The sequence below is a fragment of the Microbispora corallina genome (assembly GCF_016863035.1).
GTDB lineage: Bacteria > Actinomycetota > Actinomycetes > Streptosporangiales > Streptosporangiaceae > Microbispora > Microbispora corallina.
This window is the reverse complement of sequence record NZ_BOOC01000011.1, coordinates 17,512-42,937: the sequence shown is the minus strand read 5'-3', so window position 1 is coordinate 42,937 and position 25,426 is coordinate 17,512. Positions and strand designations below refer to the sequence as shown.

General features: G+C 74.4%; 25 protein-coding genes. 17 read left to right on the top strand and 8 right to left on the bottom strand.

Annotation, left to right across the window (positions count from 1 at the left end):
• Nucleotides 1-31: 31 nt before the first annotated feature.
• A complete protein-coding gene (locus tag Mco01_RS13850; RefSeq protein ID WP_239103593.1) occupies nt 32-886 on the top strand; it encodes a class I SAM-dependent methyltransferase in 855 nt (284 codons plus the stop codon).
• 14 nt (nt 887-900) lie between these two features.
• On the opposite strand, the gene Mco01_RS13845 is transcribed toward Mco01_RS13850, so the two are convergent.
• The 3 genes from Mco01_RS13845 to Mco01_RS13835 all read right to left on the bottom strand — a co-directional run bounded on the left by Mco01_RS13845 (nt 901) and on the right by Mco01_RS13835 (nt 4,692).
• Nucleotides 901-1,716, bottom strand: coding sequence for a family 1 encapsulin nanocompartment shell protein (locus Mco01_RS13845; protein ID WP_204057299.1), 816 nt, complete (start codon nt 1,714-1,716; stop codon nt 901-903).
• Nucleotides 1,713-2,777 carry a Dyp-type peroxidase gene (locus Mco01_RS13840; RefSeq protein WP_204057298.1) on the bottom strand — a complete coding sequence of 355 codons (1,065 nt, stop codon included), beginning with the start codon at nt 2,775-2,777 and terminating at the stop codon, nt 1,713-1,715. The genes Mco01_RS13845 and Mco01_RS13840 overlap by 4 nt, the downstream gene beginning before the upstream one ends.
• Nucleotides 2,778-2,994: 217 nt before the next feature.
• A complete protein-coding gene (locus tag Mco01_RS13835; protein ID WP_204057297.1) occupies nt 2,995-4,692 on the bottom strand; it encodes an AMP-binding protein in 1,698 nt (565 codons plus the stop codon).
• A 272-nt stretch (nt 4,693-4,964) separates the two neighbouring features.
• On the opposite strand from Mco01_RS13835, the gene Mco01_RS13830 reads away from it, so the two are divergent.
• Genes Mco01_RS13830 through Mco01_RS13775 form a run of 12 tightly spaced genes read left to right on the top strand, consistent with a single transcriptional unit; the run spans nt 4,965 to nt 18,277 of the window.
• On the top strand, nt 4,965-6,257 hold the full coding sequence (locus Mco01_RS13830; protein WP_204057296.1) for an ABC transporter substrate-binding protein: 1,293 nt from the start codon (nt 4,965-4,967) through the stop codon (nt 6,255-6,257).
• 2 nt (nt 6,258-6,259) lie between these two features.
• Nucleotides 6,260-7,201, top strand: a complete 942-nt coding sequence (locus Mco01_RS13825; RefSeq protein ID WP_204057295.1) for a carbohydrate ABC transporter permease — start codon at nt 6,260-6,262, stop codon at nt 7,199-7,201.
• A complete protein-coding gene (locus tag Mco01_RS13820) occupies nt 7,198-8,028 on the top strand; it encodes a carbohydrate ABC transporter permease (protein WP_036320600.1) in 831 nt (276 codons plus the stop codon). Before Mco01_RS13825 ends, Mco01_RS13820 begins: the two co-directional genes overlap by 4 nt.
• Nucleotides 8,025-10,187, top strand: coding sequence for an alpha-galactosidase (locus Mco01_RS13815; RefSeq protein ID WP_204057294.1), 2,163 nt, complete (start codon nt 8,025-8,027; stop codon nt 10,185-10,187). The genes Mco01_RS13820 and Mco01_RS13815 overlap by 4 nt, the downstream gene beginning before the upstream one ends.
• A 3-nt stretch (nt 10,188-10,190) precedes the next feature.
• Nucleotides 10,191-10,937 carry an SDR family NAD(P)-dependent oxidoreductase gene (locus tag Mco01_RS13810; protein WP_204057293.1) on the top strand — a complete coding sequence of 249 codons (747 nt, stop codon included), beginning with the start codon at nt 10,191-10,193 and terminating at the stop codon, nt 10,935-10,937.
• 31 nt (nt 10,938-10,968) lie between these two features.
• Nucleotides 10,969-11,673, top strand: coding sequence for a FadR/GntR family transcriptional regulator (locus Mco01_RS13805; protein ID WP_204057292.1), 705 nt, complete (start codon nt 10,969-10,971; stop codon nt 11,671-11,673).
• On the top strand, nt 11,670-12,815 hold the full coding sequence (dgoD, locus tag Mco01_RS13800; protein ID WP_204057291.1) for a galactonate dehydratase: 1,146 nt from the start codon (nt 11,670-11,672) through the stop codon (nt 12,813-12,815). Before Mco01_RS13805 ends, dgoD begins: the two co-directional genes overlap by 4 nt.
• Entirely contained in the window at nt 12,812-13,639 is an 828-nt protein-coding gene (locus Mco01_RS13795) for a hypothetical protein (RefSeq protein ID WP_204057290.1), read from the top strand. The genes dgoD and Mco01_RS13795 overlap by 4 nt, the downstream gene beginning before the upstream one ends.
• Nucleotides 13,632-14,258 (top strand): bifunctional 4-hydroxy-2-oxoglutarate aldolase/2-dehydro-3-deoxy-phosphogluconate aldolase, encoded by a 627-nt coding sequence (locus tag Mco01_RS13790; RefSeq protein ID WP_204057289.1) that lies wholly within the window; start codon nt 13,632-13,634, stop codon nt 14,256-14,258. Before Mco01_RS13795 ends, Mco01_RS13790 begins: the two co-directional genes overlap by 8 nt.
• 13 nt (nt 14,259-14,271) lie before the next feature.
• Complete coding sequence (locus Mco01_RS13785) at nt 14,272-15,222, top strand: sugar kinase (RefSeq protein WP_239103592.1); 951 nt, start codon at nt 14,272-14,274, stop codon at nt 15,220-15,222.
• A 15-nt stretch (nt 15,223-15,237) separates the two neighbouring features.
• Nucleotides 15,238-16,077, top strand: a complete 840-nt coding sequence (locus Mco01_RS13780; RefSeq protein ID WP_204057288.1) for an SMP-30/gluconolactonase/LRE family protein — start codon at nt 15,238-15,240, stop codon at nt 16,075-16,077.
• 25 nt (nt 16,078-16,102) lie between these two features.
• On the top strand, nt 16,103-18,277 hold the full coding sequence (locus tag Mco01_RS13775) for a DUF8189 domain-containing protein (RefSeq protein WP_204057287.1): 2,175 nt from the start codon (nt 16,103-16,105) through the stop codon (nt 18,275-18,277).
• Nucleotides 18,278-18,354: 77 nt separating this feature from the next.
• On the opposite strand, the gene Mco01_RS13770 is transcribed toward Mco01_RS13775, so the two are convergent.
• The 3 genes from Mco01_RS13770 to Mco01_RS13760 form a co-directional block, all read right to left on the bottom strand.
• Complete coding sequence (locus Mco01_RS13770; protein WP_204057286.1) at nt 18,355-19,260, bottom strand: alpha/beta hydrolase; 906 nt, start codon at nt 19,258-19,260, stop codon at nt 18,355-18,357.
• Between the two features lie 76 nt (nt 19,261-19,336).
• Nucleotides 19,337-19,654 (bottom strand): hypothetical protein, encoded by a 318-nt coding sequence (locus tag Mco01_RS13765; protein ID WP_204057285.1) that lies wholly within the window; start codon nt 19,652-19,654, stop codon nt 19,337-19,339.
• Nucleotides 19,655-19,737: 83 nt separating this feature from the next.
• Nucleotides 19,738-20,457: a DUF2470 domain-containing protein gene (locus Mco01_RS13760; RefSeq protein ID WP_204057284.1), complete on the bottom strand. Its 720-nt coding sequence runs from the start codon at nt 20,455-20,457 to the stop codon at nt 19,738-19,740.
• A gap of 76 nt (nt 20,458-20,533) precedes the next feature.
• On the opposite strand from Mco01_RS13760, the gene rpsD reads away from it, so the two are divergent.
• From rpsD to Mco01_RS13745, 3 genes are all read left to right on the top strand, one after another.
• Complete coding sequence (gene rpsD / locus Mco01_RS13755) at nt 20,534-21,148, top strand: 30S ribosomal protein S4 (RefSeq protein ID WP_204057283.1); 615 nt, start codon at nt 20,534-20,536, stop codon at nt 21,146-21,148.
• A gap of 78 nt (nt 21,149-21,226) precedes the next feature.
• The gene (locus Mco01_RS13750) at nt 21,227-22,105 is read left to right on the top strand and encodes an MEDS and STAS domain-containing protein (RefSeq protein ID WP_204057282.1); all 879 of its coding nucleotides are present in this window, start codon (nt 21,227-21,229) and stop codon (nt 22,103-22,105) included.
• Nucleotides 22,102-23,058, top strand: a complete 957-nt coding sequence (locus tag Mco01_RS13745) for an anti-sigma factor RsbA family regulatory protein (RefSeq protein ID WP_204057281.1) — start codon at nt 22,102-22,104, stop codon at nt 23,056-23,058. The genes Mco01_RS13750 and Mco01_RS13745 overlap by 4 nt, the downstream gene beginning before the upstream one ends.
• Here Mco01_RS13745 and Mco01_RS13740 read toward each other — a convergent pair.
• Nucleotides 23,045-23,965, bottom strand: coding sequence for a LysR family transcriptional regulator (locus Mco01_RS13740; protein ID WP_204057280.1), 921 nt, complete (start codon nt 23,963-23,965; stop codon nt 23,045-23,047). The genes Mco01_RS13745 and Mco01_RS13740 overlap by 14 nt on opposite strands.
• Nucleotides 23,966-24,063: 98 nt before the next feature.
• Here Mco01_RS13740 and Mco01_RS13735 point away from each other — a divergent pair, with 98 nt between their 5' ends.
• A complete protein-coding gene (locus tag Mco01_RS13735; RefSeq protein ID WP_204057279.1) occupies nt 24,064-24,429 on the top strand; it encodes a YybH family protein in 366 nt (121 codons plus the stop codon).
• A gap of 49 nt (nt 24,430-24,478) precedes the next feature.
• Here Mco01_RS13735 and Mco01_RS13730 read toward each other — a convergent pair whose 3' ends face one another.
• Complete coding sequence (locus Mco01_RS13730; RefSeq protein ID WP_198166963.1) at nt 24,479-25,366, bottom strand: DMT family transporter; 888 nt, start codon at nt 25,364-25,366, stop codon at nt 24,479-24,481.
• Between the last annotated feature and the right edge of the window lie 60 nt (nt 25,367-25,426).

Below are 25,426 nucleotides of genomic sequence, written 5' to 3'. Positions count from 1 at the left end.
GATTGCGTTTAGGTAAGATATTTTCTCCGGCATGGACAGCAATGGAGAGCCGAGCCAGACCGCGATGACCGCGGCGGCCGCCCGCGCGGCGCACCTGATCGTCGACGACGAGCCCCTCATCTTCCGCGACACTTTGGCGTACCGGCTGCTGGGCGACCTGGCCGAGACGCTGGTGGGCTACCACCGCGCGAAGGGCACGCACCCGGTGCTCGTGGGCGCGCGAGCGGCGGTGGTGACGCGGAGCCGCTACACGGAGGACCTCCTGGAGGAGGGCGGGTTCGCCCAGTACGTGATCCTCGGCGCGGGCCTGGACACCTTCGCCTACCGGTCGCCGCTCGCGGGGCGCGTCCGGGTGTTCGAGGTCGACCACCCGTCGAGCCAGCGGTGGAAGCGCGGCCTGCTGGAGGCGGCCGGCGTGCCGGTGCCGCCCTCGCTGGCGTTCGTCCCCGTGGACCTCGAGGCGGGGTCGCCGCTGGACGCCCTGGTCGCCGGCGGGTTCGACCCCGCCGTTCCGGCCCTCGTGGGCTGGCTGGGCGTCACGATGTACCTGACCCGGGAGGCCATCGGGCGGACCCTCGACACGGTGGCCGGCCTCGCCCCGGGCACGGAGATCGTCCTGGACTACATGCTCCCCGAGGGGCTGCGCGACGCCGCCGGCCAGGCGTACGTCGAGGCCGTCGCGCCGGTGGCGGCGGAACGCGGCGAGCCCTGGCTGACGTTCCTCAGCCCGGAGGAGATGTCGTCCCTGCTCCGCGAGCACGGCCTGGAGGTCGTCCGGCACTCGGGCCAGCGCGACAGCGTCGACCCGGCGCTGTGGGACAGGTCGGACGCGCTGCGCCCCTCGCACCTGTCCGTCCACGCCCGCGCCCGGGTCCCCGGGGTCTGAGCCTCCCGGCCCGGTCAGCCCGCGGCGGCCGGGGTGGGCGTCAGGGCGACGGCGGCCTCGGACGTGTGCACGAGGAAGGTCAGCGTCTCCTGGAAGTACAGCTCCACGCTGCCGGCGTCGTGGGACAGGTAGCCGATCGACAGGTCCTGGCCGATGCACAGCTCGAAGTCGCCGCCGCGGCTGGACACCAGGAAGGCGCCGTCGATGGCCGGCGCCCAGATGATCTTCCCGCTGAGCAGCCGGGCGATGTGCTCGTGGACGGGGTAGCCGTACACGCTGGTCTCGTTCACGGCCGTGTAGGCGGCGGCGCTGAGGACGAGGTCATAGGGCCCGCCGACTCCGGCCAGGCGCAGGGCGGAGACGGCCTGGCTGATGGCGTCGGGGTAGTCGCCCGCCTCGGCCGGGAGCGGCACGACGGGGTTCGAGGAGCCGTCGCGGATTCCGGCGATGCCCGCCGCGGCGTACCCCTCGAACACCGCCCGGTCCTCGGCGAACGCGATCCGCTTGGCGGCGTCCTTCACCGGCTGCCAGTCGGCGTCCTTGGCGCCCCGCTCGACGTCGTCCACCTGCCGGCGGTCGACCGTGAACGGCACCCGCAGCTCAAGAATCGGCTGCGAGCGGCGGGTGTGGGCGACGACGCCGGGGGCGGGCGGCTCCACGGAGTCGAGGTGGCCGGTGGAGACGGCGGACAGCGCGAGACCGGCCGGCTCGGGGACGTCGACCACGCGGCGGCCGGCCACGTGCCGCTTGAACGTGCGCCGCGCCTCCTCCTCGAGGTCGGCCCACGCCGCATCCGAGATGGGCGCCAGCTCGCGGTGCAGGTTGTTCATTGCGAGGTGCTCCTCTTCAGGTCGCCGATGCCGAGAGACCCGTCGCGCCGGGCCGGGGCATCGGTGGTCGTACCGGCCCCGGCCGTGCCGCCGGCGCCCGGAGGGTCGGGAAGGTCGTCGAGGAAGTCGACGGTGGGGACGAAGAACAGCGTCCCGGTCACCGGGGTGGAGAAGTCGAGGATCCTGTCGGTGGTGCCGGGCGGGTCGCCCAGGAACATGTTCTCCAGCATCGTCTCGGTGACCTGCGGCGTGCGGGCGTACCCGATGAAGTAGGTGCCGAACTCGCCCCTGCCCACGTTGCCGAACGGCATGTTGTCGCGCAGGATCCGCCGTTCCGTCCCGTCGGGGTCGGTGATCGTGGTCAGCGCGACGTGCGAGTCGGCGGGCTTGACGTCGTCGTCCAGCTCGATGTCGGACAGCTTCGTCCGCCCGATCACCTTCTCCTGCTCCTCGACGGTCAGGGCGTTCCACGCCTGGAGGTCGTGCAGGTACTTCTGCACGATCACGTAGCTGCCGCCGGCGAACTCCGGGTCCTCCCCGCCGATGAGGACGGCCTCGTCGGCGACCGGGCCGACCGGGTTCTCCGTCCCGTCGACGAAGCCGAGCAGGTCGCGCATGTCGAAGTACACGAAGCCCTGGACCTCGTCCCTCACGACGACCGCGCCGCGGAGCCGATCCATGATCTGCGAGGCCAGCTCGAAGCACAGGTCGAGCCGCGTGGCCCGGATGTGGAAGAGCAGGTCGCCGGGCGTGGACACCGCGTGGTGGACGGGCCCCCGCAGCTCGCGGAACTCGTGCAGCTCGGCCGGGCGCGGCCCGGCGAACAGCCGGTACCAGGCGGCCGAGCCGATGCCGGCCACGCAGCTCAGCCTGCCCTCGGGCACCCGGAAGCCCACGGACCGCTGGAGCGCCGGCAGGTCGGTCAGCAGCTCCCGCGCGATCGGCTCGCCGCCGGCGTCGACGGTGACGACCAGGAAGACCGCCGCGGTGGTCAGCGGGCTCAGCACCGGCTGCGGCACCGGCGGCCGCCCGGGTCCCCCGTCAGGCACCTGCTGCGTCATCGTCACGTCCTCCCCCGCGATCGCGCCCTGGAGGACAAGCCTGTCAGGCCGCGACCACGGGTCCGCGGCGGGGTCGCCCACGGCCGGGCAGGGCTGTTTCGCGGGCAGGGCTGTTTCGCGGGCAGGGCTGTTTCGCGGGCAGGGCTCATTCGCGGGCCGGGCTCATTCGCGGGTCGGGCTCATTCGCGGGTCGGGCCGGGCGGGTCAGCCGGGCGGGTCAGCCGCGCAGCTCGGGGAACTGGTCGTCGCGCCACTCCCCCTCGGGCGAGCCGCCCGCGCCGGCCACGTCGTTCTCGCGGGCCCGCAGCTCCACCCGGCGAATCTTGCCGGAGATCGTCTTGGGCAGGTCGGCGAACTCGATCCGGCGTACCCGCTGGTAGGGCGCGAGGTTCTCCCTCGCGTGCCGCAGGATCGCCGCCGCCGTCTCCCGTCCGGGCTCCCAGCCCGCCGCCAGCACCACGTACGCCTTGGGGACGGCGAGGCGGATCGGGTCGGGGGCCGGCACGACGGCCGCCTCGGCCACGGCCGGGTGCTCGATGAGCACGCTCTCCAGCTCGAACGGCGAGATCTTGTAGTCGGACGCCTTGAACACGTCGTCGGTCCGCCCGACGAACGTGATGTGGCCGTCGGCGTCCCGGACCGCCACGTCGCCGGTGTGGTACAGCCCGTCCGCCATGACCTCCTCGTGCCGCGCCGGGTCGCCGAGGTAGCCCGTCATGAGGTTGGCCGGCCGCGCGGCGAGGTCGAGGCAGATCTCCCCCTCGTCGCCGCGGCGTCCGGTCACCGGGTCGACGATCACGACGGGCACGCCGGGCAGCGGACGGCCCATCGAGCCGGGCGTGAGCGGCGCGCCCGGCGTGTTGGCCACCAGAGCGGTCGTCTCCGTCTGGCCGTAGCCGTCGCGGACGGTCAGCCCCCAGGCCTCCTGGACCCGCGCGATCACCTCGGGGTTCAGCGGCTCGCCCGCGGCGACGGCCTCGCGCAGCGTCCCCGGCCCGCCGGACAGGTCGGCCTGGATCAGCATGCGCCACACGGTCGGCGGAGCGCAGAACGTGGTGATCCCGGCCTGCCGCATCCGGCCCAGCAGGGCGGCGGCGTCGAAGCGGGAGTAGTTGTACACGAACACCGTGGCCTCGGCGTTCCACGGCGCGAAGAAGCAGCTCCAGGCGTGCTTGGCCCAGCCGGGCGAGCTGATGTTGAGGTGCACGTCGCCGGGGCGCAGCCCGATGAAGTACATGGTGGTCAGGTGGCCCACCGGATAGGACACCTGCGTGTGGCCCACGAGCTTGGGCCGGCTGGTCGTGCCCGAGGTGAAGTAGAGGAGCAGCGGGTCGCCGGGCCGCGTGCGGGCCTCGAAGCTCCGCGGCCCGGCCACCTCGTAGGCGTCGGCGTACCGCAGCCAGCCGCCGGCCGCGCCGCCCACGCAGACGCGGCCGTAGTCGCCCTCGATGGCCGCGAACTTGGCGGTGTCGGCGGCGTTGGCGATCACGTGCCGGGCCCCGCCCCGCACGACGCGGTCGGCGAGGTCGGCGCCGCCGAGCGCCGTGGTCGCGGGCATGATGACCGCGCCGAGCTTCATCACGGCCAGCATCGACTCCCACAGCTCGACCTGGTTGCCGAGCATCATCAGCACGTGGTCGCCCTTGCCGACGCCGTTCGACTCCAGCCAGGTGGCCACCTGGTCCGAGCGGCGGGCCATCTCGTCGAACGAGTACCGGCGCTCGGAGCCGTCCTCCTCCACGATCCACAGAGCGGTGCGGTCGTTGCCCCGGGCGATGGCGTCGAACCAGTCGGTGGCCCAGTTGAACGACTCCCCGAAGGACGGCCAGGAGAACGAGGCGAGCGCCCGGTCGTAGTCGCCGTACAGGCCGAGCAGCAGGTCGCGGGCGTCACGGAAGACGGTGGTGCTGGTCACGCGGGGAACTCCTCGTCGGGTCGGTACGGCACGGCACGGCAGCAGGCCGGCGAGGCGGGCCCGCGCTCCTGGTGGGTCTGTGCGGCCACACCCGACCTTCTCCCATTTCCCGCTCTCCCTGCCACCCCCCGGCGCCTCGGCCTGGCCCCCCACACTCCTGAGGGCTCAATTTTCATTTCTTATGAATAGTTATTGACGACGCGCGGCCGGGGGTGCGAGGGTGTGCTTCGGCTTGGCCGCCCCTTACCCCCTGGTCCCACCGGAGGCCACCCTTGAATCACCCCACTGTGAGCCGCCGCGGCTTCCTGTCCGGCGTCGGAGCGCTCGGCCTCGCGTCGGCGCTGAGCGCGTGCGCGACGAGCACCCCGGCCGCACCGGCCGCCACCGGATCGGGCTCGTCGAAGGCCCTGCTGCTGAAGTCCCGCGAGACCAGCGACAAGAGCCGCAAGGCGATGCAGGCGCTGCTCGACGAGTTCGTGAAGGCCAACCCGCAGTACAAGCCGACGCTGAACACGATGGAGGCGGCGGCCTTCCAGCAGCAGATCCGCGCCGACCTCACGCTCTCGACGCCGCCCGACGTGCTGACCTGGTTCGCCGGGGAGATCGCGAGCAACTTCGCCAAGCAGGGGCTCCTGCTCGACGCGACCTCCGCGTTCCCCGCGCAGGGATACAGCGACCAGTTCGCGAAGCTGTCCGCGGACGCCTCGGGCAAGAAGATCTTCATCCCGACCAACTACTACTGGTGGGGCATGTTCTACCGGACGTCCCAGTTCGAGAAGTGGGGCGTGTCCGAGCCGAAGACCTGGGACGAGTTCGTCGCCCTCTGCAAGACGCTGCAGGGCAAGGGCGTCAGCCCGCTCGCCCTGCCGCTGGCCGACGCCGCGTGGCTCACCGCGTCGTGGTTCGACTACCTCAACCTCCGGATCAACGGCGCGACCTTCCACCGCGCCCTGCTGGCCGGCCAGGAGAGCTACACCGATCCCCGGGTGGCCAAGGTCCTGGACGTCTGGCGGGAGGTGCTGCCGTACCTCGACCCGGCGGGCAAGGGCCTGTCCTTCCAGGAGGGCTCGGCGAAGTGGCAGCAGGGCAAGGACGCGATGTTCCTGTGCGGCCCCTTCCTCGCCGACTCGATGCCGGACGACGTGAAGGCCGACATCAGCTTCTTCCAGTTCCCCATCGTCGACCCGGCCGTCCCGGTGGCCGAGGAGGCGCCGCTGGACGGGTTCATCGCGAGCGCCCGCAGCGCCGACCCTGACGGCGCGCTGGCGTTCCTGAAGTACGCGGCGACGCCGGCGGCGCAGGAGCTCTACCTGAAGATCTCGCAGAACACGGTCATCCCGGCCAACAGCCAGGCGAAGTCCCCCTACTCCACGCCGTTGCTGGAGAAGGGCCGGGCGATGGTGGCGGCCGCGGCCGACGTGACGCAGTTCTTCAACCGCGACTCCAACGACGACCAGCTCAACGCGCTCACGACGGCCCTGGTGAAGTTCATCGACAAGCCCGGGGACGCCGCCGGCATCCTCGCCCAGTGGCAGGACGACTCCGCCAAGGCGCGCGGTAACTGACCATGACCGCCCTCCCCGAGGCCGTCTCACGCGGCTCCCGCGGCACCGGCGCCCCGTCCCGGGGCGGCCGGAGGGGGTCGCGTGAGGCGGCCGTCCTCCTCGCGTTCGTGCTCGTGCCGTTCGCCGTCGAGATGTTCTGGACCTTCTGGCCGGCGCTGAACAGCGTCTACATCTCCCTGACCCGCTGGGACGGCATCTCGCCGCCGGTGTTCGTCGGGCTCGGCAACTACACCCGGATGTGGTCCGACGAGACGTTCCGGACGGCGCTCCGCAACACCGTCGTCTGGCTGGTGCTGTTCGGCGGGCTGTCGGTGCTGGGCGGGCTGGGACTGGCGCTGCTGCTCGACCGGCCGCGACGGGGGATCGGGATCTACCGGGCCGTGTTCTTCCTGCCGGTGGTGTTCTCCATGGTGGTCTCCGCGCTGGTCTGGCGGATGATCTACCAGCCGGACGGCGTGGTCAACGGCCTGCTCACCGCGGTCGGGCTGAAGGACCAGGCGCGGATCTGGCTCGGCGACCCGGACACGGCCCTGTACGCCCTCATCGTGCCCGCGCTGTGGCGCCAGGTGGGCTACATCATGGTGCTGTTCCTGGCCGGGCTGAAGACGGTGGACCCGCTGCTGCACGAGGCGGCCAAGACCGACGGCGCGGGCGCGCTCGCGCGGTTCCGGCACATCACGCTCCCGCAGCTGCGCCCGGTCAGCACGGTCGTCCTCGCGGTGACCGTGATCGACGCCCTGCGCTCGTTCGACATCGTCTGGGCGCTGACGAAGGGCGGGCCGTACCACTCCTCGGAGCTGCTGAGCACCTATCAGTTCTCCACCGGGGTGCTGGGCTCCCAGCTCGGCTACGGCTCGGCCCTCGCCGTCGTGATCTTCCTGCTGACCGTGGCCACCATCGTCGTCTACCTGGTCCGGAGCCTGCGCGATGAGGAGGCCGCATGAGAACCGCGAACGCCCGGCTCAGGCCCTGGCTGTTCCACGGCGGGATGGGCCTGCTGGCCGCGCTGTGGCTGCTCCCGCTCGCGCTGGTCCTGGTCACCTCGCTGCGCACGTTCGACGACCTCGCCGCGAAGGGGCTGGCGAGCCTGCCCGCGGGCCTCACCCTCGAGCCGTACGGGCAGGCCCTCGCCAACGGTGAGCTGCGGGCGGTCGGCAACAGCCTGCTCATCACGGTTCCCGTCGTCGTCGCGACGCTCGTCCTCGCCTCGATGGCGGCGTACGGCCTGGCCAGGTACCGCATCCCGTTCCGCAGGACGCTGCTGCTGCTCATGCTGGCCGGCAACCTGCTGCCCGCCCAGTTGCTGCTGATCCCGGTGCTGAAGCTGACCGAGCGGTTCGGCGTGTTCGACAGCCGCATCGGCATGATCGTGGTGCTGACCGCGGTCGGGCTCGGCTTCTACACGTTCGTGCTGCACGGCTTCATGCGGGGCATCCCGCAGGAGGTCACCCAGGCCGCCAGGATCGACGGCGCCTCCGCCGCCGGCGTCTACCTGCGCATCGTGCTCCCGCTGACCAAGCCGGCGATGGCCGCCCTGGGGTCGCTCGCCTTCACGTGGACGTTCAACGACCTGCTGTGGGCCATCACGCTCCTGCGCGACGAGACCAAGCTGCCGGTGACCCCGGCCATCCTCGGCATGCAGGGGCAGTACTTCTCCTCGTGGAACGTCATCGCCGCCGCCACGGTCGTCGCGGCCGTCCCGACGGTGGTCGTGTTCCTGCGCTTCCAGCGCTACTTCATCTCCGGCCTGCTGATCGGATCCTCCCGATGACCGACACGACGACCGGCCCGGCCGGGCCGGCCGCGGGCACCCGGTGGACGCTGCGCACCGCCACGACCGTCTACCAGGTGCGCCTGGCACCGGGCGGCGGCTGGGCCGAGCTCGCCTACTGGGGCCCGGCCCTCGACGACCCCCCGGTCCCCGGCCCTCTGGAGTACGCCGGGCCCACGCCGTACTCGACGCCCGCGGACGCCGCGGCCTGCGAGTACGCGCCGCTGGGCGTGCGGCACTTCGCGCAGCTCGACCTGGTCGCCGAACGGCCCGCCCCCGGCGGGGAGGGCCTGCGCGGAACGGTCTGGCAGCACACGGGCGACGAGCTGACGGACAAGGACGGCGGGACCGAGCTGCGCGTCCACTTCGCCGACGACCTGCAGCGGCTCACCGCCACCCTCTGCTACCGCGTCCATCCCGGCCACGACGTCGTCGAGCGGTGGGCCGAGATCGGCAACCAGGGCGACACCCCGCTCCGGCTGGAGCGCGTCCGGTCGGCCGGCTTCACGGTCCCGACCCCCGGCGGCGCCCTGGTGCACCACCTGCACGGACGCTGGGCCCAGGAGTTCCAGGCCGGCCGGGTCGAGCTGCGCCACGGCCGGTTCACGCTGGAGAGCCGCCTCGGCCTGACCGGGCTGTCGCACTCCCCCTGGGTCGCCGTGCAGCCCCTCGCCGAGCCCGACGGACCGACCTGGAGCGCCGCGCTGGCCTGGAGCGGGTCGTGGACGATCGACGTGGACGCCGACGCGGCCGCCGGGACGACCAGGGTCGGCCTCGGCCGGCTGCCGAACGAGGCGGCGATCGTGCTGGCCCCCGGCGAGACGCTCGCCACGCCTCCCGCGTGCGGGCTGTACAGCGGGGACGGCCTGCAGGGCGTCGCCCGGGCCTGGCACGCCTATCAGCGGACGCTCCGCCGTCCTGTCACCCCGCCCGTCGTCTACAACTCGTGGTTCGCCACCGGGTTCGACGTACGGGCCGATCGGCAGCTGGAGCTGGCGAGGACCGCCGCCGCCATCGGGGTCGAGACGTTCGTGGTGGACGACGGATGGTTCACCGGCCGGGACGACGACCGCGGGGGGCTCGGCGACTGGGAGCCGGACCCGGCGAAGTTCCCCGGCGGGTTCGCCGAGTTCGTCGCCGGGGTGCGGGCGCTCGGTCTCGGGTTCGGCCTGTGGATCGAGCCGGAGGGCGTGAGTCCCCGGTCGCGCCTGTTCGCGGAGCACCCGGACTGGGTCTACCGGATCCCGGGGCGGCCGATGACGACGATCCGCAACCAGTACGTGCTCGACCTCGGCCGCGACGACGCCGCCGCCTGGGTGTGGGAGACCGTCGACGGCCTGCTCCGGCGCTACGACATCACCTACCTGAAGTGGGACATGAACCGCCCGATGACCGAACGCGGGCCGGGGCCCGACCGCGACGGGCGGCACGTCGCGAACTTCCACCGGATCCTGGAGCGGCTCCGCCGCGACCACCCGCACGTGGTCGTCGAGGGCTGCGCGGCGGGCGGCGGACGGGTCGACCTGGCCACCGCGGCCCGTTGCGACGTGCTGTGGCCGAGCGACAACACCGGCCCGCTCGACCGCCTCGCCGTCCAGGACGGCTTCCTGCACGGCTACGCGCCCCACCTGATGAGCTCGTGGGTGACCGACGACCCCGGCCTGTTCGACACCGCGCCGCGGAGCCTCGCCTTCCGGTTCGCCGTGGCGATGTCCGGCGCCCTCGGCATCGGCGCCGACATCGGGGCGTGGGGGGAGGCGGAGCGGGCCGAGGCCGCCCGGTGGGTCGCCCTGTACAGGTCGATCAGGCACGTCATCCGGGACGGCGAGGTCCACCGGCACGGCGACCCGTCCCTGCCGGTGTACGCGGTCGAGTACGCGCTGGAGGACACCGTGGTCCTGCTGGCCTGGCGCACAGGACCGGCCCGCGGGTCGGGCACCCACACCGGGCGCCCCGTCCGCGTCCGGCTCCGCGGCGTGGACCCCGCGGCGGCGTACCGGCGAAGGGACGACGGCGGTGCACACAGCGGTGGACACGGCGGTGGACAGGGCAGACGAGACGGCGGGCGACACGGCGGGGCGGCCCTGGCGGCGGCCGGCCTGGTCCCGCTGCCGGACGACGCCGCCGACGCGGCCGTCATCGTGCTGGACAGGGAGTAGGGGATGGGACGGGAATCGCTGACCGGCAGGGTGGCCGTGGTGACCGGCGCCGCGTCCGGGATCGGGGCCGCGGTCGTCGACCGCTTCCTGGCCGAGGGCGCGCACGTGATCGCGGTCGACGTGACGGACCCGGCGACCGGCCGCTGCGAGGCGCTGGGCGTCACCGGCGACGTGTCCGCGGCCGCCACGTGGGAACGCGTCGAGGCTCTGGCCCGGGCGGAGTTCGGCCGGCTCGACGTGCTGCACTCCAACGCCAGCGTGGTCGTCCGGGCCCCGGCCCACGAGCTCGCCGAGGACGACTGGGACCGCCAGATCGCCGTCAACCTCAAGGCGGCCTACCTCGCCGTGCGCGCGTGCATGGGCCTTCTGGAAGCCGGGTTCCCCGAGCGGGGGGCGGGCTCGGTCGTGCTGAGCTCCTCCGTCCACGCCCTCGCGGGGCTGCCCGGGCATCCGGCGTACGCCGCCGCCAAGGGCGGGCTCGTCTCACTCGGCCGCCAGCTCGCGGTCGAGTACGGCCCCCGGGTGCGCGTCAACGCCGTGCTCCCCGGCCCGATCCTCACGCCCGCCTGGGACGGCATCGGCGAGGAGGACCGCCGCCGCAGCGCGGCCGGCACCGCAGCCGGGCGCCTCGGACGGCCGGAGGAGGTGGCCGCCGCGGTCGCCTTCCTCGCCTCCGAGGAGAGCTCCTACATCACCGGGGCGTGCCTGCTGGTGGACGGCGGGTGGACGGCGGTGAAAGATTCCGCATGATCACAAATTCCCGACCACGAGGACGGCGAAATTGAGCGTCTATCCGGGCCGCGGCGTACACGGGCAGGTCGTCGAGGCGATCGGCAGGCGGATCATCACGGGCCAGGAGGCGCCGGGCGCCACCCTCGACCTGGACGCGCTGGAGATCACCTACGACGTCAGCAAGACGGTCGTGCGTGAGGCGCTCAAGGTGCTCGCGGCCAAGGGACTCGTGGACGCCCGGCCCAAGCGCGGCACGTTCGTCCGGCCTCGTTCCGAGTGGAGCCTGCTCGATCCCGACCTGCTGCGCTGGCAGTTCGAGGACCCGGCGGGGTCGGGGATGCTCGACGACCTCTACGAGGTGCGGATCATCGTCGAGCCGGCGGGCGCCCGGCTGGCCGCGGCCCGCCGTACGGACGAGGACGTCGCGCGGCTCACGGCCACGCTCGACGCGGTCGGTCCGGACGCGGGCGCGAAGGAGATCGTCGAGGCGGACCTCGCCTTCCACCGCCAGTTGCTGGAGGCGTCGCACAACGAGCTGCTGATCCGCATGGAGTACATCATCGAGGTCGGGCTGCGGGCCCGCGACCTGCTCGTCCACGGCGAAGGCCACCAGGACGACTTCCTGCCTCCCCACCGGGCCGTGCTCGACGCCGTGCGCGCCGCGGACGCCGACGGGGCCGAACGGGCGATGCGGGCCCTGCTGGAGCAGGCGGCCAAGGACGAGCAGGAGATCAAGAACCGGGGGCGACAATGAAGATCGTCAAGGTCGAGACGTTCCTCGTGCCTCCACGCTGGCTGTTCTGCCGGGTGGAGACCGACGAGGGGCTGATCGGCTGGGGCGAGCCGGTGGTGGAGGGCCGCGCCGAGGCGGTGCGGTCGGCCGTCGGCATCATGGCGGAGTACCTGATCGGACAGGATCCGCTGCGCGTGGAGGACCACTGGCAGGTCCTGGCCAACGGCGGCTTCTACCGTGGCGGGCCGGTGCTGTCGAGCGCCCTGGCCGGCCTCGACCAGGCGCTGTGGGACATCGCGGGCAAGACGTACGGCGCTCCCGTGCACGCGCTGCTCGGCGGCCCGGTCCGCGACCGGGTCCGCATGTACGCGTGGGTCGGCGGCGACGACCCCGGCGAGCTGGCCGAGAGCATCGCCGCCCGGGTGGACGCCGGCTTCACCGCGGTCAAGATGAACGCGGCCGGGCGCATGCCCGCGCTCGCGACCGCGGCCGACATCGGCGCGGTGGTCGAACGGGTGGCGCTGGCCAGGGACGTCCTCGGGCCGGCCCGCGACGTGGCCGTCGACTTCCACGGCCGGACCAGCGCGGCCGACGCCCGGCGGATCCTGCCCCTCATCGCCGGGCTGCAGCCGATGTTCGCCGAGGAGCCGGTCCTGCCCGACCGGCCCCACCTGCTGCGTGACGTCGTGACGGCCAGCAGCGTGCCGATCGCCACCGGCGAGCGGCTGTACTCCCGGTGGGACTTCCGGCAGCCGCTGGAGGCCGGGGTCGCGGTCGTGCAGCCGGACCTGTCGCACGCGTGCGGCATCTCCGAGACCCGCAGGATCGCCGCCCTCGCCGAGGTGTGGGACGCGAAGCTGGCCCCGCACTGCCCGCTCGGCCCGATAGCGCTCGCCGCCAGCCTCCAGGTCGCCTTCGCCACGCCGAACTTCCTGATCCAGGAGCACTCGATCGGCATCCACTACAACGAGGGCGCCGACCTGCTCGACTACGTGCTCGACCCCGAGGTGTTCCGCTTCGTCGACGGGTACGCCTCCCGTTCGCAGGCCCCGGGGCTGGGCGTGGAGGTCGACGAGGCCGCGGTACGGCGGGCGGACCGCACGGGGCACGCCTGGCGCAACCCCGTCTGGCGGCACGACGACGGCGGGCTGGCGGAGTGGTGACCCCGGTCCCGCTCGCCGCCCGCATGGACCTGGCGCGCGGCGGCCGGTGGACCTCGCTCAGCGGGGGCGGCCGCGAGTGGCTGTGGTCCCGCCCCGACCCCGCCCGGACGGGCGTCGTCCCCGGTTCCGGCTTCGTGGACGCGGGGGGCCTGGAGGAGTGCGTCCCCACCGTGCGCGGCCTGCCCGACCACGGCGACGCCTGGAGCCGGCCCTGGTCGGGCTCCCCCGCCGCGGCGGTCGTCACCTGCGACGAGTTCGAGCTGACGCGCGAGGTGGGCGAGGAGGGCGGCGCGCTGGTCGCGGCCTACCGGCTGTCCGCCGACCCCGGGTACCGCTTCGTCTGGGCCGCGCACGCGCTGCTCCACCTGGGGGCGGAGGCGAGGCTGGAGGCGCCCGCGGGCGCCGCCGTTCGGGTCTTCCCCGAGGCCGCGCCGCTGATCGGCCGACCGTGGCCGGACGGCGCCCCCTTCCTGGAGGGCGTGTGGCCGACGCCGCTCGATCTCCCGCTCGACCGGCTCGGGCCGGACGACGGGACGGCCGTCGGCGCGGTGATCCGCTGCCCGGCGGTCCGGGTCGTCGACGGCGCCGACGCCCTCGTCCTGCGCGTGGAGGCGCCGCCGGAGGTCCCGGTCTCCACCGCGCTCTGGCGCAACCTCGGCGGGTTCCCCGCCCACGCGCCGTACCGGAGCCTGGGCGTGGAGCCCATGCTCGGCGCGGTGTTCGACCTCGCGGAGGCGGGTCCCGGCGACGCCGCCGCGGTCCCCGCCTCCGGCGAGCTGACCTGGCGGCTGGTCCTGGCCGCGGAACGGATGGACGATGACTGAGGGCGAGCGGTTCCTGGAGACCCTGGCCGAGCGGCGGCTGCTGGCCATCGTGCGCGGCGCCGACCCCGAGGCGGCGCTGCGCGCCGTGACGACGCTGGCGGAGGAGGGCGTCGACCTGGTCGAGGTCTCCCTGGTGACCCCCGGCGCGCTGTCGGTGATCGCCCGCGCCCGCCGGAAGCTGGGCGACGCCGCCCTCCTGGGGGCCGGGACGGTCCTCACCGCCGACGACGCCCGGCGCGCGGCCGACGCGGGCGCCGCCTACCTCGTCACGCCCGCCGTGAGCGAGGCGGTGGCCGCCGGGCACGCGCTCGGCCTCCCCGTCCTGGCGGGCGCCCTCACGCCGACCGAGGTCGTGGCCGCGCTCGCCGCGGGGGCGACCGCGGTCAAGCTGTTCCCCGCGTCCCTCGGCGGCGTGCCGTACCTGCGCGCGCTGCGCGACCCCTTCCCCGCCGTGCCGTTCGTGCCGGTGGGCGGGGTGTCGGCCGAGGACGCGGTGGCCTACCTGCGGGCGGGGGCCGTGGCGGTCGGCGTCGGCTCACCCCTGGTGGGCGACGCGGCGGCCGGCGGGAGCCTCGACGCGCTCAGGTCCCGCGCCGCGGCCTTCCGGGAGGCGCTGTGACCGGGGAGACGCCGTGACCGACGTCGCGACCTTCGGGGAGACGATGGCCGCCCTGCGGGCGGCCGACCCGATCCGGCTGGGCGGCGCCTTGCGCCTGTCGGCCGCGGGCGCCGAGTCCACCGTGGCCATCGGCCTCGCCCGGCTGGGTCACACCGTGCGGTGGACCGGGCTCGTCGGAGACGACGAGACGGGGGCGCTCGTCGTGCGCACCCTCCGGGCCGAGGGCGTCGACGTCTCCCACGTGCGGACGGACGACCGGGGGCCGACCGGGCTGATGCTCCGGGAGCGCCGGGTGGGCGACGTCACCCGGGTGATCTACCACCGCTCCGGGTCGGCGGCGTCGTTCCTGTCGCCCGCCGACGTCCTGCCCGCGCTCACCCCCGCGCCGAGGATCCTGCACGTCACGGGTATCACGCCCGCGCTCGGCCCGGGTCCGGCCGCGGCCGTTAGGGCCGCGGTCGAGGCCGCGGCCGCCACCCCCGGCGTCCGGGTCTGCCTGGACGTCAACCACCGCTCACGGCTGTGGGACCGGGAGCGGGCGGCCGGCGAACTGCGCCCGCTGGCGCGGCTGCTGGACGTGGTCGTCGCCTCGGACGACGAGCTGGACCTGGTCGCGCCCGCCTCCGCGGCCACCGAGCGCGACCGCGTCGAGGCCCTCCTGGACGCCGGCGTGGCCGAGGTCGTCGTCAAGCGGGGCGCCGACGGCGCAGACGCGCACACCCGCTCGGGGTCGGCGCACGCGCCGGCGCGGCGGGTCGGCGTGCGGGACGTCGTCGGGGCCGGCGACGCCTTCGTGGCCGGCTACCTGTCCGGACTGCTCGACTCCCTCGACCTCGCCGGCCGGCTGGACCGCGCCGTGACGACGGGAGCCTTCGCCGTGGCCTCCGAGGGCGACTGGGAGGGCCTGCCCACCCGCGCCGAGCTCGCCCTGCTCGACTCCCCGCCCGGCTCCACCCTGCGCTGACGAGGTGAGGAACACGTGAACGTCTGGAGCCCGACCTCCTGTGAGCTCGGCGAGGGCGCCCGGTGGGTCGACGGGCGGCTCGTCTTCGTCGACATCCTCGCCGGGCGGCTGCTCGCCGCCCCGGCCGACCGTCCCGGCCCGGCCGAGGTCCTGGCCACGGTGGGGACGCCGCTCGGCGCCGTCGCCCCGCTGGCCGGCGCTCCCGGCCGCTGGCTGGCCGCCGCCGGGCAGGGGTTCGCCCTGCTCGACGAGGCGTCCGGCGCGCTCGACTGGATCGCGCGGCCGCTGCCCCCCACCTCGCGCATGAACGACGGCGTCTGCGACCCCGCCGGCCGCTTCTGGGCCGGGTCCATGGCGTACGACGCGGCGCGCGGGGCCGGGGCGCTGTACCGGGTCGGTCCCGATCTCTCCGTCACCGTCGTCAGGACCGGCCTGACGATCCCGAACGGCCCGGCGTTCACCGCCGACGGCCGCACCATGTACCTCGCCGACAGCGCCGCTGGCCGGATCGACCGTCACCCGGTCGACCCGGACACCGGCGACCTCGGCGAGCCGTCCGTCTTCGCCACGATCGCGGACGGCGATCCGGACGGGATGACGGTGGACGACGAGGGTCACCTGTGGGTCGCGGTGTGGGGCGGGTCGGCCGTCCACCGCTACGCCCCGGACGGCCGTCTCGTCCGCGTCGTCCCGCTGCCCACCCCCCAGCCGACCAGCGTCTGCCTCGCCGGCGGCCGTCTGCTCGTCACGTCGGCCGCGTACGGCCTCGACCCGGCGCCGCCCGGCGCGGGCGCGGTGTACGCGGTGGACGGGGTCGCGCCCGGCCGGCCCGCGAGCCGCTTCGCCATCGGCTGACCCTTCCCCCCGGAGGTTCACCCACATGACCCGACGACCACGCGGCCTGGCGGCGATACTCTCCGTCGTCGTCGCGGCACTCCTCGTCACGACGACGGCGGCCGCCGCGGACCAGGGAGCCGACCAGGGCGCCCCCGCCTACTACGACAGCGGCCTGGCCCCCGTGCCGTACATGGGCTGGAACACCTACTACGGCGGGTTCCTGCCGTACACCAGCGACCCGGACAAGTACCTGGGCGCGCAGGCGATCAAGAGGGTCGCCCGCCACCTGGTGGACAGCGGGCTCGCCGCGGCCGGGTACACGATCGTCTGGATCGACGGCGGGTGGAACCTCGCCGCGGACCAGTCGGGCGGCGACCCCGTGTCCCACTCCATGGGCCGCGACGCGCGGGGCGACCTGCGCTACGACCCCGAGCGGTGGCGCTTCGACCCGGCGCGGCCGGCCGACGCGGAGACCAACGGCCTGCGGCAGCTCACCGGCTACTTGCACGCGCTCGGCCTCAAGGCCGGCATCTACACCGACGCCGGGCCGGACATCCCGGGCAGCTGCGGCGTCTCCAGCGGCGGCCACTACCAGCAGGACGCCGACCGGTTCGTGTCGTGGGGCTTCGACGCCGTGAAGGTCGACTTCCTGTGCGGCGTGGCCGCCGGGCTCGACCCCGCGACGACGTACCGGCAGGTCAGCCAGGCCGTCGCGGGCCGGATGATCCTCAACATCTGCAACCCCGTCACCACCGACTGGGGGAACTACCCGGTCGAGCGCACGGCCGTCCACTCCTACAGCTTCGGCGCGACGATCGCCGACTCGTGGCGCACCGGGACCGACAGCGCCTTCTTCGACAGCGACGGCAACGAGTGGGCGTACTTCCGGCGGACGATCGGCGTCAACTCCTACCATCCCGAGGCGAACGGCCCCGGCCACTACAACGACCCCGACTACCTGCTGCCCGGCCACGGCCTGACGTTCGAGGAGGGGCGCGCCCAGTTCGGCATGTTCGCCATCATGGCGGCCCCGCTCGTCATCGGCACCGACGTCACCGCGTTCGACGCGGCCACCACGCAGATGCTGTCCAACCCCGAGGTCATCGCGGTCGACCGCGACCCGCTCGGGATCCAGGGCGTCCGGGTGGCGTCGCCCGGCGACGGCCTGGAGGTGTGGAGCAAGCGCCTGTCGGCGCGCGGCACGCGGGCGGTCGCCCTGCTGAACGCGTCGGAGTCCGACGCGTCCATGACCCTGAACTTCTCCGACGCCGGCCTCGGCGGCCCGGTCCGGGTGCGCCGCCTCTGGGAGCGCCAGGACGCCGGGACCTTCACGACCTCCTACACGACCACGGTGCCGCGGCACGGCGTCGTCCTGCTCACGCTGGCCGGAGCGGAGTCGGTCCTCGGGACGGACCTCGGCGGCGACGCCACGGCCAGCCCGGCGTTCGCCTGGCAGGACGCGACCCACGCCGTCGCGTTCGTCCGGGGCGGCGACGGCGCCCTCTACGAGCAGCGCTCCACCGGCGGCGCCTGGTCGCGGCAGTGGACCAGGCTGGGCGGCCCGGTCGGCGACGCGATCCTCGGGCAGCCCGCCGTCGTCGCCCGCCGCAATCGGCTCGACCTGTTCGTACGGGGGACCGACAGTGCCGTGTGGCAGCGGACGTACACGGGCGGGAAGTGGGGCCGCTGGCACAGCTGGGGCGGGACCGCCGCCGACGGACCGGCGGTCGCCTGGCGGAGCCCCGACTCCTGGACCGTGTTCGTCACCGGCCCCGACGGGCGGGTGAGCTACCGCACCGGCACGTCGGGCTGGGCCGACCTCGGCTCCCCCGCCGGCGGCGTGGTCTACGGCCGGCCGTCCGCGGCGGCGCGGCCCGACGGCGGCGTCGAGCTGGCCGTCCGCGGCAACGACGACCACCTCTACCTGCGCACGCTGTCCGGCGGCCGGTGGGACGGGTGGCGGCCGGGCGACGGCACGATCAGCGGCAGCCCCACGGTGACCGCGACCCCCGCCGGGATGTCGCTGTTCGCCCGGGCCGCCGACTACAAGCTCTGGCGGCGCGACTTCGCGGACGGGCAGTGGGGCGGCTGGTACCAGCCGGCGAGCTGGGCCGGTGACACCTTCACCGGCGCGCTCGGCGCGGCCGCCGCGCCCGACGGCCGGGTATCGGCCGCCGTCAACGGCACGGACGGCCACGTCCACCTGACGACGCTGTGACCGGAGGCGTGATCCGGCGCGCGCCCCGCCGGCGCCGGATCACGCCGCGCCGGATCACGCCACACCGGATCACGGGCTCAGGCGGCGAGGTGCCGGCCGAGGAAGGCGAGCTGGGCGGGGAGGCGGCCGCGCCAGAACGCGTAGTCGTGGCAGCCCTCGCCCATGCCGCCCTCGGGCCGGAGGCGTTCCAGCAGGCGGCGCGCCATCGGGGCGAACGGGTCGCTTGCCCCGCAGTCGACCCGCACGGGCACGCCGCCGAGCGCGTCCAGCCGGGCGAACACGTCGTTGCGGGCGAAGTCGGCGGCGTCGTCGAACGCCAGCCGGTTGGCCGCGCGGGCGTCGGCGTACCCGGAGAACAGGGCCGGTGAGGACGCCACGACGGCGGCCGCCCGCGGCCCGCCGCCGCCCGCGAGCGTCTGGGCCAGCAGCAGGGCGCCGTACCCGCCCATGGACCAGCCGATGACGCCGACGCGGCCGGTGAGCGCGCCCTGCCCGCGCAGCCACGGCAGGATCTCGGCGCGGATCATCGCGAGCGGGTCGTCCCCGTTCGCCCGGCGGTGCCAGTACCCGGCGGCGCCGCCGTCCACCGCGACCAGCGCGTACGGCGGGACGCCGCCGCGGGCCACGGCCTCGGTCAGGTAGTGGTCGAGCGCGAGGGAACCCACCACCGACGAGGCGGTGGCGCCGTAACCGTGCAGCGCCACGGCGACGCCCAGGCCCCGCACCGACGGGACCCCCGCGGGCAGCACGGTCACGACGGTGACGTCCGTCCCGCGCCGGCGGGAGGCGAACGTGCGGGTCCGCAGGACGCCGGGGGCCGGCGGCGCGGACGGGAGCCTCCCGCAGCGGCCCAGGGTGCGGTCGAGCCAGACCTTCCCCGGCAGCACCTCCGCCTCGACCAGCGCCGCGCCCGCGCCGCCCGTCAGGGCGAGCGCCCCGAGCGCGCCCAGCCCTCCGGCCAGCGCTCCCCGCCTGGTGACCATCCGGTGCCTCCTCGTGTCGTGGACACGAGGTTGGACGACACGATCGCCGGGGCGGTTCGCGCCCGGGGCGGGGGCGTCAGATCACGCGGCGGGAGACGATGCCGCTCCCGACGTCGTGGCCGCACCACAGGCGGAAGCGCAGGCCGGGCCGCAGGTAGTCGACCGCGTCGTCGTCGTTGGTCGCGATGGTGACCACGTGCAGCCGCTCACCGGGGACCAGGGGCTCCTCGTCGTCCGCCGTGATGGCCGCCTGGAACGGCCGGTCGAGCTCCCTGCCCTCCCGCGCCGTGTGCGCGCAGATCACGAGGGACTGCGTGCGGAAGGGCAGCTCGTGGGCGAGGCCGCCCTCGTCCGGCGGATAGAGGGTGATGAGCGCTTTGGCCCTGACGGTCATCGCGACCACGACCTTTCAGAGGCGATGTCCGCATTCTCCTCTATTGTCTCCTTTATTCAGGTTCCGACCCCCGCCGAAGGCGGTCAGGAGGGGCACAGCAGGCACGCGAGCGCCCGTTCGAGGGCCGCGGGGGTGGCGGCGAGGGCGGGCCAGGGGACCCGGACCAGGCCGTCCTCTCCCATCCGGACGGTGGCGCCGTACCGGTCGAGCTCCCACAGCCACGCGTCGCCCACCGGCTCACCGGTCAGCCGCGCGACGGTCCCGGCCAGCCGGTCGCGGTGGGCCTCGTTCACGTGGCGCACCATCCGCTCCGCCGCGCCGAGCAGCGGGTCGGGGGTCGCGGCGAGGTAGTCCTCGGCGTCGAGGACGCCGGACTCCCCGCCGGTCAGGTAGACCACCTGGCACACGTCCACCCGGACGAGCTCCGGCCCGCCGCCCTCGACGACCGCGAACAGATCCTCGTCGGGGCACCTCTCGGCGATCGCGACGGCGGTGGCGCGCGCCTCGGCCGCCGGCACCGGCTGCGTCCACCCCCGCACCTTGAGCAGCCCTCTCGGCCGCTCCACCCCGCCGTACGCGCGGACGGCGGTGAGGTCGACGGTGACGAGCGTCTCCGGGGGGAGGCCGTGCAGGACCTCGGCGGGCCCGACCAGCAGCACGGGGCGGCCAGTGGCGTCGACCCCGCCGCGGGCGGCGGACGCGGGGATGCCGCTGCCGGCGACGGATACGTGGGTCGGCGCCGCGAGGGCGGCGAGGGTCCGCACGCGCTCGGGTACGGGCGGTGCCGTGACGGGGTGCTGCATGGCGCTCCTTGAGCCTCAGGGTTAGTTAGGTTAGCCTTACCTTAATAAGGATGACCTCACTTGGAAAGGCGGAACCATGCGCTACACCGGACCGAAGGTGCGGCTGTCCCGGCGGGCGGGCGTCCCCCTGACCCGCAAGGCGGTCAGGTACTTCGAGGCCCGGCCCTACCCGCCCGGCCAGCACGGCCGGGCGACCGACCGGCGCAAGACCGGCGATTACGGCGTGCGCCTGCTGGAGAAGCAGAAGCTCCGCTGGTACTACGACGTGTCGGAACGCCAGCTGCGGCGCTACTGGGACCTGGCCGTGCGCCGCCCGGGACGGTCGGGCGAGGAACTGCTCACGCTCCTGGAGACCCGCCTCGCGTCGCTCGTGCTGAGAGCCGGCCTCGCGCCCTCGATCTACGCCGCCCGGCAGTACGTGAACCACGGCCACATCACGGTCGACGGCCGCACGCTCGACATTCCCAGCTACCTGGTGCGGCCGGGGCAGTCGGTCGGCGTCCGGGACAGATCGCGCCGGATGCAGCCCTTCGTGGCCGCGTCGGAGGGCGTGTACGCCGACGACCGGATCGCCCCCTACCTCGACGTGAACCACGGCGACCTGCGCTTCACGCTGCTGCGGCGGCCCGCGCGCGAGGAGATCGCCGTCCCCGTCGACGAGCAGTTGGTCGTCGAGCACTACTCCCGCTGAAACCCCCCGCGGCTATCATCGGGCTCAGGCCGCCGCGACCGTCGCCGCCGCCGTTCGCCTAGTAGCGGGAAGCTCTTGATGGCAGATCCCACCACAGTCGACGCGCTCTCCCTCGGCGACCACGTCTGCTGGACCTTCGACGACCACGAGCGGCACCTGGAGGCTTTGGCCCGTTTTGTCCGTGCCGGACTGGCCCAGGACCAGAAGGTGCTGTACCTCACCGACACCTTCCTGCCGGCGGCGTTCCTGGCCGCCGTCGAGACGTACGGCGTGGACGCGGACGACGCCCGGCGCTCCGGCCGCCTGGTCGTGAGCACGGCCGACGAGTCCTACCTGGCCCGGGGCGCCTTCGACCCGGAGCAGGCGCTGCGGGGGTGGACGACGGCCGTGGAGGAGGCGCGGCGGCAGGGGTACGCCGGGCTGCGGGTGGCGGCCGACATGGGATGGACCGTGCGGCCGATCCCCGGCATCGACCGCCTGGCGTGGTACGAGGCCCAGGCCAACCGCATCTTCTCCCAGGGCGAGGCGCTCGCCCTGTGCTGCTACGACCGGCGGCTGTTCACGGCCAGGGAGCTGGAACGCGTCGGCATGGCCCACCCCGGCACGGCGCAGGCGGACGCCGGATCCGGCGACGAGTGGCGGCCGCTGCTGCGCATGCGCCGGACCTCCACGGGGCTGTCGCTGAGCGGCGAGGCCGACATGACCAACCGCGACGCGCTCGCGACCGTCCTCCGCCACCTGGTCGAGGACGTGCCCACCGGGAACGATCCGGTCGTCGTCGACGTGTCCGGGCTGACCTTCGCGGACCTCGGCGCCGCCCGGGCGCTCGCGAGCGCCGTCACGTCCTCCGGCGGCCGCATGCGGCTGGAGGGCTCGGGCCCCTTCCTGGTCGACCTCCTGGCCTTCCTCGACCAGCCGGACGAAGAGGCGGCCACGGCGGACGGGAGGGTCGCGTGAGCGCCGGGGCGTCGCCCGCCCTTCCCGAGGCGGACCCGTTCGAGCACATCGGCCTGCTGTACTCCGCGCCCGGCGACTACGCCGAGGGGTGCGCGGCGTTCGCCCGGCGGGGACTGGAGGCGGGCGACCCTGTCCTGGTCGCCGTCCCCGGCGGCAACGGGAGCCTGATCAGGGAGCGTCTGGGCGACCGGGCCGCGGAGGTCCGCTTCGCCGACATGGCGGTCGCCGGCCGCAACCCCGGGCGGATCATCCCCCGCGTGCTGCTCGACTTCGCCCGCCGGAACGCGGGCCGCCGGGTGTGGATCATCGGCGAGCCGATCTGGCCCGGTCGGAGCGCGGTCGAGTACCCCGCCTGCGCGGCGCACGAGGCGCTCATCAACGCGGCCTTCGCCGGGCGCGACGCCGCCATCCTGTGCCCGTACGACACCACCGGGCTCGACCCGGACGCCGTGCGCGACTCCCACCGGACGCATCCGATCATGTCGGACGGCACAGCGAGCTGGGAGAGCCCGGACTACACCGACCCGGCGGAGGCCGCCGCCCTGTTCGACCGGCCCCTCCCGCCGCCGCCCCCCGGCGCCCACCGGGAGGGCTTCGCGAGCCTCACGGACCTGGCGCCGCTGCGCGCGTCCCTCGCCCGGCACGCCGGCGCCGCCGGCCTCGCCCCCAAGCGGGTGGCCGAGGTCCTGATGGCGGTCAACGAGCTGGCGGCCAACGCCGTCGAGCACACCGGGTCCGGGGGCACGCTCACCGTCTGGGCCGAGCCCGGCGCGCTGGTCTGCCAGATCGACGACACCGGCCACATCCGCGACCCGCTGGCCGGGCGCGTCCCGCCCGAGCGGTCCCACGAGCGCGGCCACGGCCTGGTCCTGGTCAACGAGCTGGCCGACCTGGTGCGCTGGCACGACCACGCCGGCGGCACCACGACCCGCCTGTACGTCACCCGCCCGTAGCCGCCGTCACCTGGGGAGCCGGCGGTCCGCCCGGCCCGGCGAACGCCCTCCGCGCGTGTCCGAGGAACGCCCGCACGGCCGGCCCGGAGGGGCTGCGCCAGACCAGGGCGAGCAGGGCGGGCGTCTCGACGTCCTCGATCAGGGACGTGGTGAGCCGGTCGCGGTGGAGGGAGGCCATCGACTCGCTGAGGACGGCGACGGCGAGGCCCCGGGCGGCGAGGTCGGCGACGGCGTCCGCGGCGCCGGCCTCCAGGGCGACCACCGGCCGCAGCCCCCGCGCCTCGCATGCCCGGTCGAGCACGGCCCGCAGCCCGGTGCCGCGCGGCATGCACACGAGCGGGTGGTCCAGCAGGTCGGGCAGGGTCACCCGATCCACCGCGGCCAGCGGATGCCCCGGGGGAGCCGCCGCGACGAGCCGCTCGCTGACGATCGTCAGCGCCTCCAGCCCCTCCGGTGCCGCCGCCGTCCCCACCAGGGCGAGGTCGGCCGTCCCGGCGCGCACGGCCTCGACGAGCCGGTCGGAGTTGTCCTCCGTCAGCGCGATCTCCACGCCGGGATGGGCCCGGTGGAACGCGGCCAGGGCGTCGAACAGCGGCGTGATCGTGCAGCCGACGACCATCCCGACGGTCAGCCGTCCCCGGATGAGGCCGGTCACCTCTCCCACCGACTGGGCGAGGGCGCCGGCCGCGGCCAGCGCGGCGCGGGCGTGCTCCAGGGCGGCCTTGCCCGCGACCGTGAGCGTGGCCGTGCGCGCCGACCGGTCGAACAGCTCGGCGCCGAGCTCGCGCTCCAGGTGCCGGATCTGGGCGCTCACGCCCGACTGGCTGATGTGCACCCGCTGGGCCGCACGGGTGAAGCTGCGCTCCTCCGCCACCGCCACGAAGTACTCGAGCTGCCGCAGTTCCATAACTGCTGATTCTAGTTCCCATCAGAACCATCTGTTGGACTTCTGGACGTCGGTCGACCAGGGTGGGTCGTGGACGAGATCCCACCGAGGAGGAACCCATGACGGAACACGAGAAGGCCTGGCGGCCCGAGGACATCACCCGCCTGTTCGTCGAGCGGTCGAACGCCGGGGACGCGGCGGGGGTGGCCGCGCTCTACGAGGAGGACGCGGTGCTGGCCTACCCGCCGGGCTCCCGGACCGTGGGCCGCGAGGCCATCCGCGCGCTGTGGGAGAAGGTGCTGGCCGACCGGCCCCGGTTCGAGCCGGAGGAGCCGCTGCCCACGCTGGTCCACGGGGACATCGCCCTCACCTCGACCCCGCCGAAGGACGGGGCGGGCGCCCGGGCCCAGGTCGTCCGCCGCCAGCCGGACGGGAGCTGGCTGCGCCTGATCGACCAGCCCGAGTTCGCCCCGCCCACCCGCTGATCGCCGCCGCGGCCGGGCCGGGGACGCCGCCGCGGCCGGGCCGGAAGAGTTACCGCCGCTCGGGGTCGGGCCGCTCGGACCGGCCCTGTTCCGACTTTGCCAGGAACGGCGACCTGCCGAGGACCACGATGCCGGCCACGAGCGCGATCAGGCCGAGGACCTCGCCGGCCAGGGCGTCGGGGGCGACGCGCAGCCGCTCGCCGAGGATCGCCACGCCGAGCACGATGCCGGTGATCGGCTCGGCCGCGGTGGTCGCGGGCAGCGAGATCCGCAGCGGGGCCGCGTCGAACGCGCTCTGGTTCAGCAGGATCCCGGCCGCCGCGATCAGCGGCACAAGATACGGCTGCCAGGTCGTGAACAGCGCCGCCGGCCCCTCCCTGAGCGACAGCAGGGACCCCCGGGTCAGCACGTCCTGCAGCCCGTACAGCACTCCGGCCGCCGCTGCCAGCAGCATCGCCTTGGTCTGCAGGGCGACCCGCAAGGCCACCGCGACCAGCACCGCGGCCACCGCCAGCACGGCCAGCACGCCGAACCACACCAGGGAGGCGGGACCCGGCAGCCCTCCCCCGTGCGGCTGCGCCGACAGCAGGAACCCGGCCACGCCGCCGCTCACCAAAATGGCGCCCAGCCACTCCCCCGGGCCCAGGCGCTCCTGGTACACGACGGCCGCCGTCCCCAGCGCGAACAGCAGGTTGGTGGCCAGCAGCGGCTCGACGCGCGTGACGTCGGCCTCCCGCAGGGCCAGCGCGCCCAGCACCTGACCGCCGACCATGGCCGCCAGGCCGCCCAGCCACAACCGCTTGTGGATCAGGTCGGCCAGCAGGCTGAGGTGCAGCATCCGTCTGAGCGGCTCGGTGTAGGCGGCGTGCTGCTGGGCCACGAACCCGACGCCCAGCAGCGCCGCCCCGGCGAGGGCGACCAGGATCGTGACGGTCACGGCGTCCGGTCCCGGTCGCCCCTATGAGGCCGCCGAAAGCTCACGCCCGGATCTCCGGGG

Coding starts and splice junctions, on each gene's coding strand:
- Mco01_RS13770 (WP_204057286.1), bottom strand. CDS start 19,260: ATGGTCACCAGGCGGGGAGCGCTGGCCGGAGGGCTGGGCGCGCTCGGG.
- Mco01_RS13850 (WP_239103593.1), top strand. CDS start 32: ATGGACAGCAATGGAGAGCCGAGCCAGACCGCGATGACCGCGGCGGCC.
- Mco01_RS13815 (WP_204057294.1), top strand. CDS start 8,025: ATGACCGACACGACGACCGGCCCGGCCGGGCCGGCCGCGGGCACCCGG.
- rpsD (WP_204057283.1), top strand. CDS start 20,534: ATGCGCTACACCGGACCGAAGGTGCGGCTGTCCCGGCGGGCGGGCGTC.
- Mco01_RS13820 (WP_036320600.1), top strand. CDS start 7,198: ATGAGAACCGCGAACGCCCGGCTCAGGCCCTGGCTGTTCCACGGCGGG.
- Mco01_RS13735 (WP_204057279.1), top strand. CDS start 24,064: ATGACGGAACACGAGAAGGCCTGGCGGCCCGAGGACATCACCCGCCTG.
- Mco01_RS13740 (WP_204057280.1), bottom strand. CDS start 23,965: ATGGAACTGCGGCAGCTCGAGTACTTCGTGGCGGTGGCGGAGGAGCGC.
- Mco01_RS13840 (WP_204057298.1), bottom strand. CDS start 2,777: ATGACGCAGCAGGTGCCTGACGGGGGACCCGGGCGGCCGCCGGTGCCG.
- Mco01_RS13760 (WP_204057284.1), bottom strand. CDS start 20,457: ATGCAGCACCCCGTCACGGCACCGCCCGTACCCGAGCGCGTGCGGACC.
- Mco01_RS13750 (WP_204057282.1), top strand. CDS start 21,227: ATGGCAGATCCCACCACAGTCGACGCGCTCTCCCTCGGCGACCACGTC.
- Mco01_RS13810 (WP_204057293.1), top strand. CDS start 10,191: ATGGGACGGGAATCGCTGACCGGCAGGGTGGCCGTGGTGACCGGCGCC.
- Mco01_RS13825 (WP_204057295.1), top strand. CDS start 6,260: ATGACCGCCCTCCCCGAGGCCGTCTCACGCGGCTCCCGCGGCACCGGC.
- Mco01_RS13790 (WP_204057289.1), top strand. CDS start 13,632: ATGACTGAGGGCGAGCGGTTCCTGGAGACCCTGGCCGAGCGGCGGCTG.
- Mco01_RS13845 (WP_204057299.1), bottom strand. CDS start 1,716: ATGAACAACCTGCACCGCGAGCTGGCGCCCATCTCGGATGCGGCGTGG.
- Mco01_RS13765 (WP_204057285.1), bottom strand. CDS start 19,654: ATGACCGTCAGGGCCAAAGCGCTCATCACCCTCTATCCGCCGGACGAG.
- Mco01_RS13775 (WP_204057287.1), top strand. CDS start 16,103: ATGACCCGACGACCACGCGGCCTGGCGGCGATACTCTCCGTCGTCGTC.
- dgoD (WP_204057291.1), top strand. CDS start 11,670: ATGAAGATCGTCAAGGTCGAGACGTTCCTCGTGCCTCCACGCTGGCTG.